Consider the following 12,634-nt stretch of genomic DNA (forward strand, 5'->3'; position numbering starts at 1 on the left):
TAGTTCTGACACGCGATAAATCGCGACTCTACAGATTCTACTCTTCTTTTTCTTTCTTCTTAAATAATTTCACAAAATATTCCCAACCAAAGAATAAAATAAGAATGATTGCCGCAATCCACCAATAGGATGTTTTATTGGCTTCACCTGTATTGGCTGCTTTGAACATTCTGTCCCAACGAACTTTAAATTTTGGCTGATATTCGGAGAAGTTGTCGTCGAATGCTCCTTGCAAACTCATCCATGTAAACATAGGCTTTCCAATGATGTTTTCTTCCGGAACAAATCCAAAGAAACGAGCATCCAAAGAAGCATCTCGATTGTCCCCAATCATCATATAATAATTCTGCTGAATGGTATATTGATTGGTTTCTTTTCCGTTGATAAAAATTTTGTTGTTTTTCTCTTCCAGATGATTGTGCTCATATTTTGAGATAATCCATCTATAAGTAGGAAGTGTTTCCGAGTTAAGAGTAACGACATCGCCTTTTTTCGGAACTTTTAAAGGTCCGTACCAATCTACATTCCATGGTTTATTGAAAGGAAAAATAGTATTGGAAGTGTCTACTTTTTTGGATAAAAGAGCTCTTCCATCTTCACCATACGAAATTTTACCATTTTCTTTTACAGCATAATAGGCTATATTTTTTTCACCTTTTGGCTCGATCATTTCTTTTACCTCAACAACTGTTGGAATAGCTTTAATTTCTTTTACTATCTTATCCGTCAATCCTTGAAAATAATAACCATAACCACCTTCCACCGGAACATCTCTTACCGGCAAAAAACCATAAATTTTATACAATCCCTGAATATCCAATGCATCTCTTGACTGAACTAAATATCCATGCTGCTCTTCCTGATCTCCCAGAATTTGTTCCGGTTTTCCGTTCACCAATAGCTTTCCTGCACGAAACTCAAGGACATCACCACCAACAGCCACACATCTTTTTACATAAGGATCTTTTCTGTCTATTGCCGTATGTACAGAATCTTGCGGATAATTGAAAACCACAATATCATTTTTCTTTACAGTTTCCCATCCCGGAAATCTGAAATATGGAAGTTGTACAGCATCTACATACGATTTGGGATCATCTTTGGGATTACCTTTTTCTCCGGTATCTTTGATCGTTCCCTGCAAAAATGGAATTGCCAATGGACGCATCGGCATTCTGTATCCATAATTGAGTTTATTCACAAAAAGAAAATCTCCCACCAAAAGTGTTCTTTCCATAGAACCAGTAGGAATACCAAAAGGCTGAATAAAAAATACATGAATAATAGTAGCAAATACTACAGCAAATGTGATAGAACTAATAAAACCTTCTTTTTTCTTTTTCGGTTTCTCTCCCGGAAGTAGAAATTCTTTTTCAGGCTCTTTGATTTTAACATCTTTGCTGTAATTTGTTATAGCCATATAAATAAACGGAAGAAATACTGTCAAAAGTTTATCCGTAAGCGAATCTTTTCCAAATTTTTTCATCAAGAAAAGATGAAACACCGTCATCATAATCGGGCCCACTATTGGAAAATAAGACATTACAACCCACCATTTCGGATTCTCGGTTTCTTTCAGAATGATAAAATAATTGTAAAAGGGAACGAATGCAAATAATGGATTGTATCCCATTTTTTTAAATAATTTCCATGTGGAAACTCCCATCAATACGGAAAGTATAAGAACGTAAATAGTGTAGGTAATAAAATAATTCATGTGTGTTGCTTTTTTTAGCTTTTTAATGGCTTCTCGCCGATTCTGTCAATTAGTTTTTGTGTTGAGCGATTTGTTACATTTTTTATAGTCCCAAAACATCCTTCATTGTAAAATTTCCTGATTTTCCTTTGATCCATTCTGCGGCAATTACCGCTCCCAAAGCAAAACCATTTCTGTTAAAAGCAGTATGTTTTATTTCAATTTCGTCTACTTCGCTTCTATAGAAAATACTGTGCGTTCCGGGAACTTCGTCTTCACGAATAGCAAAAATCCCTAACTGATTATCTTTGGTCTCGTCCAGTTTCCACGCATCAAATTTTGAATTATTCTTCATAATTCCTTCTGCTAAAGTGATGGCCGTTCCGCTTGGAGCATCTTTTTTATGAGTGTGATGAATTTCTTCCAACTGAACATTATATTCATCAAAATTTTTCATCATTTCGGATAGTTTTTCATTAAGAGCAAAAAAGAGATTCACTCCCAAACTAAAATTAGAACCGTATAAAAATGCGGTATCATTTTCTTCAGCAATTTTTTCGATTTCAGGTTTTTTATTGAGCCAACCTGTTGTTCCACAAACTACAGGAATTTTATTTTCAAGACAAATTTTTATATTGCTAAATGCAGCTTCCGGCTGGGAAAATTCTATTACTACATCAGGATTATTCAAGTTTTCGAGAGTGGGTGTCTCAGTTAAACGAGCAACAATCTCATGACCTCTTTTGGTAGCAATTTCATCAATGATCTTTCCCATTTTCCCGTAACCTACTAATGCTATTCTCATTTTTTATTTTTTTTAACACAAAAAGTGTAAAGATTTTTGATTTTTTTAATGGACACGCGATAAATCGCGTCTCTACTTTTGGCAACTTTTAAAATTTAAAACTCAAACTTAGTCCGGCCTTTGTATTTTGCTGAGCAAATTCATCATAAATTACTGTTGGCTGCAAAGCAAGATCAGGATCATGTTTTCCTTCGTAAAGATGAGCATCTACTACCGCATCTACAATATTGAGAATATAAACAAGACCGGTAACTGCAATAGCATAATCTCTTTGCCTTTTTGAACGATCCTGAGTTCTTCCCAAAGCTTCAGCAGTAATTCCTTTGATATCCGAAAACTCATGAGGCTGTCCATTCAGTTGCGCCACAAAAGCATTTCTATATCGTTTATATTGCTTATCATTCCATAAAATAATTCCTACTCCAGTTCCAATTGCTCCCCAAACTATAGGAATTTTCCAATATTTTTTATTATAGTATTGTCCAAGTCCCGGTAAAACAGCAGAATACAAACCTGCTTTTGTAGGATTAAGTTTTAGAATTTTTGCAGGAGCATTTACTGAATCTATTTCGGAAAGAAACTTCGTTTCCGATTTTGGAGTTGCAGTAGAAATACTATCCACTTGCGAAAAAACCGGAATCACAAAAAGTAAAAAGATTAAGAAAAAGAAATGCTTCATCATTTGATGTGAGAAAGTATATGTTCCAATTCTTCTTCGTTTTTAAAATCAAGAATAATTTTTCCTTTTTTTCCGTTGGAAGCTGTCTTTATTTCCACTTTTACATCCAAGGTATCGGAAAGCGTTTTTTGAGCTTTTTTATGAAAATTGGAAAGTGCAGGTTTTGCAGATTTTGCTTTATTTAAAGGATTTTTCAATTGATTTGCTGCCACTTCGGCTTGTCTCACATTTAATCCTTCTTTCACTATTTTTTGGAAAAGTAAATCCTGCGATTCTGCATTTTCCAGACTGATAATAGCACGTCCATGTCCTGCAGAAATTTCTCCACTTCTAATAGCGTTCTGAACATCAGGATTCAGCCTCAAAAGACGGATGGAATTGGTAATTGTACTTCTCTCCTTTCCTACTCTTTGGCTCAGATTTTCTTGTGTCATTCCGATTTCGTCAAGCAATCTTTGATAGGTTAAAGCAATTTCAATCGGGTCAAGATCTTCACGCTGGATATTTTCAACAAGAGCCATTTCCAAAAGTTCCTGATCATTCACCAAACGGATATATGCCGGAATGGTTTCCAATCCTGCAATTTTGGAAGCACGATATCTTCTTTCTCCGGAAATAATCTCAAATTTTTCGCCGTCTTTCCTTAAAGTAATCGGCTGGATTATTCCCAAATTTTTGATGGACTGCGCAAGATCATTCAATGCTTGTTCATCAAAATATGTTCTTGGCTGTGTTGGATTCGGGTAGATATCCTCAATGGAAATTTCTACAATATTTCCTAAAAATTTTTCGGCTCCTTCATCAGTAGCAGAATTGACAGCTGCTTTGGATTCAGCGCTTAAAATAGCGCCCAAACCACGACCCATCGCTCTTTTTTTATCTTTCATATTTTCTAAGTTGGATGAGGGAAGTTGGATGAAAGAAGTTTCAAAAATAACTTCCTATCTCCAGCTTCTAACTTCCTGCCTTTTTAATTTTTTACTAAATTTTCGTTCTTCAATAAAACTTCTTCCGCCAATTGCAAATATTGAATCGCTCCTTTGCTTTCCGCATCATAATTCAGGATACTTTCTCCAAAACTTGGTGCCTCACTTAAGCGGACATTTCTGCTGATAATGGTTTCAAAAACCATTTCGGGAAAATGAGAATTCACTTCTTCCACTACCTGATTGGATAAACGCAATCTACTGTCATACATTGTAAGAAGCAATCCTTCAATATCCAAATCCGGATTATGAATCTTCTGAACATTTTTGATGGTATTCAATAATTTTCCTAACCCTTCCAAAGCAAAATATTCACACTGAATCGGAATAATCACCGAATCAGAAGTTGTTAAAGCATTAACGGTAATAAGTCCCAAACTTGGTGCACAATCTATAATGATAAAATCGTAATCGCTTTTCACGGATTTCAATGCTTCTTTCAGCATATATTCACGATTTTCACGATCTACAAGTTCTATTTCCGCAGCCACCAAATCTATGTGGGAAGGAACAATATCTAAATTGGGAGAAGTTGTTTTTTTAATACATTTTTTAACATCTACACTGTGTTCCAAAAGATTATAAGTGGAAAACTCTACATCTTCTACACCTAAACCGGAGGTTGCATTTGCTTGTGGATCTGCATCAATCAATAAAATTTTCTTTTCTAAAACACCTAATGCTGCTGCAAGATTTACAGCTGTAGTTGTTTTTCCGACACCGCCTTTCTGATTGGCAATACCAATGATTTTAGCCATATTTGATTTTTAACTACACAAAAATACATTTTTTTTAATGCAAGGATAGATGTTGATAACTTGAGGAACGTTAAAATATTGTTAATTAAACGGTTACATATTAAAAAAATTATCCACAAATTTTTAAAACTTGTGGATAACTTAGAGTACATCGGTTATCAAAAAATTTATTCGAACATCATGGAAATCGGAAACCTGAAATAACTGCGAACAGGTTCGCCTTTAATCTGAGCAGGAATCCATTTTCCTTTTACTTTTTTAATTGTTGCTTCAGCTTCCTTGTTAAAATTGGCATCATTTCCATTAGCTTTTATACCCGAAATAGTACCGTCTTTTTCTACAATAAATGTAATTGTGGTGGAAATTTTTTCACCCGAACCTTCGAAATCAGAAGTATCAAAATTCTGAACCACTTTGTCTCTGAAAGCTTTTATTCCACCAGTAAAATCTGCTTCCACATCTACTTTTGTCGGAATAGAGTTGCCATTATCAACTTTTTTTGGAACAACAGGTGGATCTGTAATAGTTTTGTTTCCTTCTCCCGGAATTGTAGTCGGAGGCTGAACATTTACAACAGGCGGATTTCCTACAATTTTTTTAAATCCATCCACTGCATTTTGTCTTTCCTTATCAGTAGCAGGCGGATCTTCTTTTAAAGGTTTACTTGTCGGTGTTGGAATCTGTGTGTTTGCTGTATTTACTTTTTGCTGCTGTTGCGGTTCTTCTTTTGGAGGCTTTATTTCAGGGACTTCTTCAACATTAATAATTTCAAAAGGACCAGTTGGTGTTTCGATAATTACTTTATCGCTCTTAAAAGCGTTCATCACGAAAGGTGTTGCTGCAAATAATCCAAAAAGTGCAACTCCAACCATCATGGATTTGGTCAATATCCAATCTGATTCCTGTCGCAAAGTGTACGCTCCATAGGCTTTATTCCGCCCTTGAAAAACAATTTCATTTAATCGAAATTCTGTGTTGTGTAGTAGATGTTTCATCATTAAAAAATTTTGGTTAAAAAATAAAAATTCAATGATGATTATTAGTTTTGTAAAACTTATCGATAAGTACTAAAATCCATATCAAAAGTTTTGCCAAAATTTTAATAATAAATTAAACGTTATTTAAAATCATTAGAATATTAATAATTTTACATTTCTAAAAAATAAAAAATCTCCCATTTTCAGGGAGATTCTATGCTATTAAAAAATTTTTTAAAATAATTCTTTCCGTATAATATTTTGGCTTCTTTCTGGCCCTACGGAAACGAGATATACATTAATACCTAAATATTGTTCGATAAATTCTATGTACTTTTTTGCATTTTCAGGAAGTTCGTCATAGCTTCTTACTTTCGTAAGATCTTCTTCCCAACCCGGCAAGTCTTCATAAATAGATTCGTAATGATACAATTTGGTAGTGGAAGAGGTGAAATAATCTATAATTTTTCCGTCTTCGGTTTTATATTTTGTAACAATTTTCAGGGTTGGAATTCCTGTAAGAACGTCTAATTTAGTAATCACCAAATTATTGATTCCGTTAATCATACAAGCGTGTTTCAGAGAAACCAAATCCAGCCAACCTGTTCTTCTTGGTCTTCCTGTTGTTGCTCCAAATTCATGCCCGACTTTTCGGATATGCTCTCCCAGTTCATTATCCAATTCGGAAGGAAAAGGCCCGTTTCCAACTCTTGTACAATAGGCTTTTGCAACGCCAATCAAATTCTGTAAACTTGTAGGCGGAACTCCGGCTCCTGTACAAACTCCACCTGTAGAAGGCGACGAAGATGTAACATAAGGATACGTTCCGAAGTCAATATCCAACATCAGAGCTTGCGCTCCTTCAAATAAAATATTTTTCCCGTCATAGATTGCCTGATTAATTTCCAATTCCGTATCTACAATTCTGTCTTGGAGTTTTTTCCCAATTTCTAAAAATTCATTGTAAATTTCATCAACATTCAGAGTTGGTTTTTCAAAATATTTTTCGAAAAGAGAATTTTTTACTTTGAGATTCTTTTCAATTTTTTCCCTTAAAACTTCAGGATTTAAAAGATCGACCATTCGGATTCCCACTCTTGCAATTTTGTCTTCATAGCAAGGTCCGATTCCTTTTTTGGTCGTTCCGATTTGCGTTCCGCCTTGCTCTTCTTCTCGATATGTGTCGAGCAAAATATGGTAAGGCATAATAACATGCGCTCTCCTGCTGATGAAAACGTGATCGGTTTTCATGCCTTTACTTTCAATTTGCTCAATTTCTTTGATGAACGATTTTGGATTAACTACTACTCCGTTTGCAATGATACACTTTCCTTTGCATTGCAAAACTCCGGAAGGAAGCAGGTGAAGAACAAATTTTTCATCGCCTACATAAACCGTATGACCCGCGTTATCACCTCCCTGAAAACGCACTACATAATCTGATTTTGCCGATAAAACATCCGTGATTTTTCCTTTTCCTTCGTCTCCATATTGAAGACCTACAACTACGTAAGTTGACATATTTTTACTTTTTATTAGATTCTCACAAAAATAGTTTTAAAATAAGTGGCTGCCAAAAATTGTGGAAAACAATATCTTATAATTTCACCAAAACCTCAAAAATCCTTAAATTTGCACTTTGTAAAAACTTTATGGAAAGTATTCAAATTCACGACAAAACTTTCGTTCCTTATCTACAGGACGCTGAAATTCAGGAAATCGTAAAAGAAACAGCTCTTAAAATTTATGAAGATTACAAAGACGAAACCCCAGTTTTTATTGGTGTTTTGAATGGAGTCATCATGTTTTTTTCAGACCTTCTGAAACATTATCCCGGAAAATGCGAAATTGCCTTTATCCAAATGAGCTCTTATGCCGGAACAGAATCTACAGGAATCGTTTACCAAAAAATGGAACTGACAAAAGATGTGAAAGACCGTCACATTATTTTGGTAGAAGACATAGTAGACACGGGAAATACCGTGGAAAGCCTTTTCAAATATTTCAAAGAAACACAACGTCCGAAATCTGTAAAGTTGGCTTCATTATTATTAAAACCGGAAGTGTATAAAAAAGACTTCAAAATAGATTATGTAGGAAAAGAAATTCCTAACAAATTTGTTCTCGGCTATGGTTTAGATTATGATGAATTGGGAAGAAATCTTTCTGATTTGTACCAACTGGAAGACGGAAGAATTAATAACTAATCTTTAAATCACAAAACTATAAATTTTATAAAATGATCAACATTGTTCTCTTTGGTCCTCCCGGAAGTGGAAAAGGAACTCAGGCACAAAATTTAATTGAAAAATTCAACCTGAAACAAATTTCAACAGGCGACCTTTTCAGATACAACATGAAAAATGATACTGAACTGGGAAAACTGGCAAAATCGTATATTGATAAAGGCGAATTGGTTCCGGATCAGGTTACCATAGATATGTTGGTGGAAGAATTAAGAAAACCTACTGATGCTAACGGATTTATTTTTGACGGATATCCAAGAACGGTAGCGCAAACCGAAGCATTAGAAAAAATTGTGAAAGATGAACTGAATGATGAAATCGATATTTGTCTTTCCTTAGTTGTGGAAGATGAAGCATTAGTTCAAAGGCTCTTAAAAAGAGGTGAAACCAGCGGAAGAACAGACGACAGCAATGAGGAAATCATCCGAAACAGAATAAAGGAATACTATGCAAAAACGGCAGAAGTAGCCGAACTTTATAAGCAGCAGGGAAAATATGTTGAAATCAACGGAGTTGGTGAAATCAACGAAATTTCCGAAAAACTTTTTGCAGAAGTACAAAAATTTAGTTGATAGTTTTTAGTTGATGGTTAATCGTTTTTTGAATCTGAACAAATCATTAACCTTATTAAAATCTAACAACTGACAACTATTAACCGACAACTAAAAATTATATGTCCAATTTTGTAGATTACGTAAAAATACATTGTCAATCCGGACACGGAGGTGCTGGTTCTGCACATCTTCGTCGGGAAAAATACATTCCGAAAGGCGGACCTGATGGTGGAGACGGAGGAAGAGGCGGCCATATCATTATGAAAGGAAATTCCCATGAATGGACACTGCTTCCGCTTCGCTATACACGACATGTAAAAGCTGAACGTGGCGAAAACGGAGGAAAAAGCCAACTAACCGGAGCAGACGGAAATGATGTCTACATAGAAGTTCCCATTGGTACTATTGCTAAAAATGAATATGGTGAAATCATCGGAGAAATTCTGGAAGACGGACAAGAAGTAATTTTGATGAAAGGCGGAAAAGGCGGACTCGGAAACGAGCATTTCAAATCTTCTACCAACCAAACTCCGAGATATGCACAACCCGGACTTCCCGGTGAAGAAGGTTATATTACTTTCGAGCTAAAAATTCTGGCCGATGTTGGTTTAGTCGGATTTCCAAATGCCGGAAAATCTACACTTCTGTCAGCAGTTTCAGCAGCAAAACCAAAAATTGCAGATTATGCTTTTACTACTCTAACTCCAAATCTGGGAATTGTAGATTACAGAAATTACAAATCTTTTGTAATGGCGGATATTCCGGGAATTATTGAAGGAGCTGCGGAAGGAAAAGGTCTCGGTCATCGTTTTTTAAGACATATTGAACGAAATTCTATTCTACTATTTTTGATTCCGGCTGATTCTGAGGATCATTTTCAGGAATTTAAAATTTTGGAAAATGAATTAAAGGAATATAATCCTGAACTTTTAGATAAAGATTTTATCATCACCATTTCCAAATCTGATCTTCTGGACAATGAACTAAAAAATGAAATCTCCGCCGAATTTCCTGAAAACAGACAACCAATTTTTATTTCCGGAGTTACGGGAGAAGGTCTAACAGAAATGAAAGACGTAATCTGGAAAAAACTGCACGGATAAAAATTTAAAAAAATTTATATGAAGAAAATTTTATTATCATTTTTAATGCTCACAGCTTCTTTGGCTTTTTCGCAAACACATTTTGGTGTAAAAGCGGGATATATCAATTCAAAATTAAAATGGGGTTCTTCTGCAGATAGTTTTTGGGAAGAATATGGAAATTTTCAATCCAAATCTTATTTTTATGTTGGAGGTTTTGTAGAACATTTTTTCACTGAAAAGTTTGCAATTCAAGGAGAACTAATTTATACAGAATTAGGTTCTAAAACAAAAGTGGAAATGCATCAACTCGTTGGAAATGAAGTAGTCGATATTGGAACTGTAGCCTATACTTTTCACTATCCTCAGTTGCAAATTCCTATTTCCGGAAAATATTATTTTGATAAAAAATTTAATCTTCTTGGAGGAATGAATTTCGGGCTCAATCTTAATCCGACTGTCAAATCAGATTTTGTGATTAATGGAAGTAATGGCGGAAAACAGGAAAATGCAAAAACCTTAAACCTATTTCCTTTTGTGGGAGCTGAATATTATTTTACCGAAAAAATATTTGCAGATGCTCGATATAATTTTGGGGTGTTTAAGATCAACAATTCTGGAATTGATACTAAAATCAATTCATTCCAAGTTGGATTGGGTTATCGTTTTAAATAATCTTTAATAAATTTAAAAACATAACAAAAAAATCCGCTTTTTTTCAAGCGGATTTTATTTTTTTAATATTCAAACAAAATACTTCCCCAAGTAAAACCACTTCCGAAAGCTGAAAGCAAAACGAGATCTCCCCTTTTCACTTTTCCTTGTTCTATTGCTTCACTCAAAGCAAGCGGAATAGAAGCCGCTGTTGTATTTCCGTATTTCTGGATATTATTGAAAATTTTTTTCTCCGGTAATCCGAATTTTTGCTGAACAAACTGTGCAATTCTCAAATTTGCCTGATGTGGAATAAACATATCCAAATCGTCAATTGTTTTTCCGGCAGATTTCAGAGCCTCCTCCATCGTTTCCGGGAATCGTGTTACCGCATGTTTGAAAACAAAATTTCCATTCATAATCGGATACACTTCTTTATTCGTAACATTTTCCGGTTCTTTTCTCATTCTGTCGCTCCATCCGAATTTTGAACCCGGAAATTGGGTACACAATTCATCTGCATATTTCCCTTCAGAATGCATATTTACAGATAAAATATTTCCGGCATTTTCATCCTCTGTTGCTGATAAAACAACAGCACCGGCTCCATCACCAAAAATTACGGAAACACCTCTTCCTTCATCGGAAAAATCCAATCCAAAAGAATGTATCTCTGCACCTACCACCAAAATATTTTTATAAATACCTGATTTTATAAATGCATGGGCAACACTAAGAGCATACACAAAACCCGAACATTGGTTTCTTACATCCAAAGCTCCGATTGTATCACAACCTAGCATTTCCTGCAAAAGAACTCCACAACCCGGAAAATAATAATCCGGTGAAAGGGTGGCAAAAATGATATAATCAATATCTTTTGCTGTGAGGCCTGCATTTTTGATCGCTTTTTCAGAAGCCTTGAAACCAAGATATGCAGTGGTTTCTTCAGAATCATATCTGTTTTTGCGATGGCGTCTTTCTTTTATACCTGTTCTTTCCGTGATCCATTCATCATTGGTGGTCATCAATTGGGAAAGATCATTATTGGTAACGATATTTTCAGGAACGTAATGTCCAATTCCTTTGATAATACTTTTAATCATAAATCGGGATAATTTTCGCAAATATAAATTATATTTAAAACATAGTAAAAATTGGAAGAAACTTATTTTTAGATAATTAAAAATGAAAAATATTTTAAATACTTTGCTGCTTTTGCTACTATTGTAGCTCTGTATAAGATTTTACATTAAATTTGTGAAATGCCAATCGAAATTATTTACCGAAACGATTATTGTGAATGGATTGATGTAGAAGCACCAACCACAGAAGATCTTAATTTTCTCCATGAGCGTTACAACATTAATAGTCTGCTGTTGGAAGATACTATAGATCCTAATCATCTTCCTAAATATGAGGAAGACGGAAATGTGAAATTTTTTCTCACCCGTGAAAATACAGAACTCGAAAGAAGTAATCTGAACAGCATTAGTGATATTACTACCAAGCTGGGAATTTTCCTTGTAGATAACCTCATTATTACCATCCATCGGATGCGAAACAGAAGTATCTATGAATATAAAAAAGAAATATTGGTAGAAAAAACAGAGATTACTCCCGATAAAATTGCTTTACGGCTGGTTTTGAAGGTAATGAAATCTTTTGATGATGAAAGCAAAAGTCTTTTGGAAATTCTTGATAATCTTGAAAATGAAATTTTTCTAAAAAACACCAATACTTCTGCACAAATCCGTCGCTTGTACAGACTTAAAAGAAAAGCAGGACTGAATTCCCGTATTCTAAATATCTCTTCAGCATGGGTAGAAAATCTGAAAAAACTAAAACTTTCAGAAACAGAAGTTATGGATCTTAATGATAAATATAAAGATGTAATTGCAGATTTTGATCATCTTAATGCACAGATCACCAATCTTATCTCGATGTTTCTGGCACTTACAGACCAAAAAGCCAATCAGGTGATGAAACTTCTTGCCATGTATTCGGTTTATTTTTTACCCATCACTTTCATTGCTGGAATTTATGGAATGAACTTCGATTATATGCCTGAACTTCGACATAAATACGGATATTTTTTAGCATGGGGTTTAATGGCTGTGATTGTAATAGTGACATTTATTTATTTCCGGAGAAAAAAATGGTGATTTCACCCTGAAAATAGTTAGCAAGATCATCA

General features: G+C 34.7%; 13 protein-coding genes. 5 read left to right on the plus strand and 8 right to left on the minus strand.

Annotation, left to right across the window (positions count from 1 at the left end; all coding sequences use genetic code 11):
* Positions 1–37: 37 nt before the first annotated feature.
* The 7 genes from lepB to AC2A1C_RS02005 all read right to left on the minus strand — a co-directional run bounded on the left by lepB (position 38) and on the right by AC2A1C_RS02005 (position 7,422).
* Complete coding sequence (lepB, locus tag AC2A1C_RS01975; RefSeq protein ID WP_484022949.1) at positions 38–1,717, minus strand: signal peptidase I; 1,680 nt, start codon at positions 1,715–1,717, stop codon at positions 38–40.
* Between the two features lie 82 nt (positions 1,718–1,799).
* On the minus strand, positions 1,800–2,501 hold the full coding sequence (dapB, locus tag AC2A1C_RS01980) for a 4-hydroxy-tetrahydrodipicolinate reductase (protein WP_484022951.1): 702 nt from the start codon (positions 2,499–2,501) through the stop codon (positions 1,800–1,802).
* Positions 2,502–2,589: 88 nt separating this feature from the next.
* The gene (locus tag AC2A1C_RS01985; protein WP_484022953.1) at positions 2,590–3,180 is read right to left on the minus strand and encodes a DUF5683 domain-containing protein; all 591 of its coding nucleotides are present in this window, start codon (positions 3,178–3,180) and stop codon (positions 2,590–2,592) included.
* Entirely contained in the window at positions 3,180–4,067 is an 888-nt protein-coding gene (locus AC2A1C_RS01990) for a ParB/RepB/Spo0J family partition protein (protein WP_484022955.1), read from the minus strand. Before AC2A1C_RS01990 ends, AC2A1C_RS01985 begins: the two co-directional genes overlap by 1 nt.
* A gap of 83 nt (positions 4,068–4,150) precedes the next feature.
* Positions 4,151–4,924: a ParA family protein gene (locus AC2A1C_RS01995; protein ID WP_484022956.1), complete on the minus strand. Its 774-nt coding sequence runs from the start codon at positions 4,922–4,924 to the stop codon at positions 4,151–4,153.
* A 167-nt stretch (positions 4,925–5,091) separates the two neighbouring features.
* Positions 5,092–5,919, minus strand: a complete 828-nt coding sequence (locus AC2A1C_RS02000; protein ID WP_484022957.1) for an energy transducer TonB — start codon at positions 5,917–5,919, stop codon at positions 5,092–5,094.
* 216 nt (positions 5,920–6,135) lie between these two features.
* On the minus strand, positions 6,136–7,422 hold the full coding sequence (locus tag AC2A1C_RS02005; RefSeq protein WP_484022958.1) for an adenylosuccinate synthase: 1,287 nt from the start codon (positions 7,420–7,422) through the stop codon (positions 6,136–6,138).
* 131 nt (positions 7,423–7,553) lie between these two features.
* Between AC2A1C_RS02005 and hpt the strand changes: the two genes are divergently transcribed.
* From hpt to AC2A1C_RS02025, 4 genes are all read left to right on the plus strand, one after another.
* Positions 7,554–8,108, plus strand: coding sequence for a hypoxanthine phosphoribosyltransferase (hpt, locus tag AC2A1C_RS02010; protein WP_484022960.1), 555 nt, complete (start codon positions 7,554–7,556; stop codon positions 8,106–8,108).
* A gap of 32 nt (positions 8,109–8,140) precedes the next feature.
* A complete protein-coding gene (locus tag AC2A1C_RS02015; protein WP_484022961.1) occupies positions 8,141–8,719 on the plus strand; it encodes an adenylate kinase in 579 nt (192 codons plus the stop codon).
* Between the two features lie 101 nt (positions 8,720–8,820).
* Entirely contained in the window at positions 8,821–9,804 is a 984-nt protein-coding gene (gene obgE / locus AC2A1C_RS02020) for a GTPase ObgE (protein WP_484022963.1), read from the plus strand.
* Between the two features lie 18 nt (positions 9,805–9,822).
* Positions 9,823–10,458 (plus strand): porin family protein, encoded by a 636-nt coding sequence (locus AC2A1C_RS02025; protein WP_484022965.1) that lies wholly within the window; start codon positions 9,823–9,825, stop codon positions 10,456–10,458.
* 62 nt (positions 10,459–10,520) lie between these two features.
* Here the strand turns inward: AC2A1C_RS02025 and AC2A1C_RS02030 are convergent, their stop codons facing one another.
* Positions 10,521–11,543: a 3-oxoacyl-ACP synthase III family protein gene (locus AC2A1C_RS02030; protein WP_484022967.1), complete on the minus strand. Its 1,023-nt coding sequence runs from the start codon at positions 11,541–11,543 to the stop codon at positions 10,521–10,523.
* 159 nt (positions 11,544–11,702) lie between these two features.
* Between AC2A1C_RS02030 and AC2A1C_RS02035 the strand changes: the two genes are divergently transcribed.
* Entirely contained in the window at positions 11,703–12,602 is a 900-nt protein-coding gene (locus tag AC2A1C_RS02035) for a magnesium transporter CorA family protein (protein ID WP_484022969.1), read from the plus strand.
* Positions 12,603–12,634 lie beyond the last annotated feature (32 nt).

It is taken from the genome of Chryseobacterium sp. HNCC26DJ241 (assembly GCF_057180505.1).

Excerpts from the sequence above, each read along its gene's own strand:
- lepB (WP_484022949.1), bottom strand. The coding sequence starts at position 1,717 with ATGAATTATTTTATTACCTACACTATTTACGTTCTTATACTTTCCGTA.
- dapB (WP_484022951.1), bottom strand. The coding sequence starts at position 2,501 with ATGAGAATAGCATTAGTAGGTTACGGGAAAATGGGAAAGATCATTGAT.
- AC2A1C_RS01985 (WP_484022953.1), bottom strand. The coding sequence starts at position 3,180 with ATGAAGCATTTCTTTTTCTTAATCTTTTTACTTTTTGTGATTCCGGTT.
- AC2A1C_RS01990 (WP_484022955.1), bottom strand. The coding sequence starts at position 4,067 with ATGAAAGATAAAAAAAGAGCGATGGGTCGTGGTTTGGGCGCTATTTTA.
- AC2A1C_RS01995 (WP_484022956.1), bottom strand. The coding sequence starts at position 4,924 with ATGGCTAAAATCATTGGTATTGCCAATCAGAAAGGCGGTGTCGGAAAA.
- AC2A1C_RS02000 (WP_484022957.1), bottom strand. The coding sequence starts at position 5,919 with ATGAAACATCTACTACACAACACAGAATTTCGATTAAATGAAATTGTT.
- AC2A1C_RS02005 (WP_484022958.1), bottom strand. The coding sequence starts at position 7,422 with ATGTCAACTTACGTAGTTGTAGGTCTTCAATATGGAGACGAAGGAAAA.
- hpt (WP_484022960.1), top strand. The coding sequence starts at position 7,554 with ATGGAAAGTATTCAAATTCACGACAAAACTTTCGTTCCTTATCTACAG.
- AC2A1C_RS02015 (WP_484022961.1), top strand. The coding sequence starts at position 8,141 with ATGATCAACATTGTTCTCTTTGGTCCTCCCGGAAGTGGAAAAGGAACT.
- obgE (WP_484022963.1), top strand. The coding sequence starts at position 8,821 with ATGTCCAATTTTGTAGATTACGTAAAAATACATTGTCAATCCGGACAC.
- AC2A1C_RS02025 (WP_484022965.1), top strand. The coding sequence starts at position 9,823 with ATGAAGAAAATTTTATTATCATTTTTAATGCTCACAGCTTCTTTGGCT.
- AC2A1C_RS02030 (WP_484022967.1), bottom strand. The coding sequence starts at position 11,543 with ATGATTAAAAGTATTATCAAAGGAATTGGACATTACGTTCCTGAAAAT.
- AC2A1C_RS02035 (WP_484022969.1), top strand. The coding sequence starts at position 11,703 with ATGCCAATCGAAATTATTTACCGAAACGATTATTGTGAATGGATTGAT.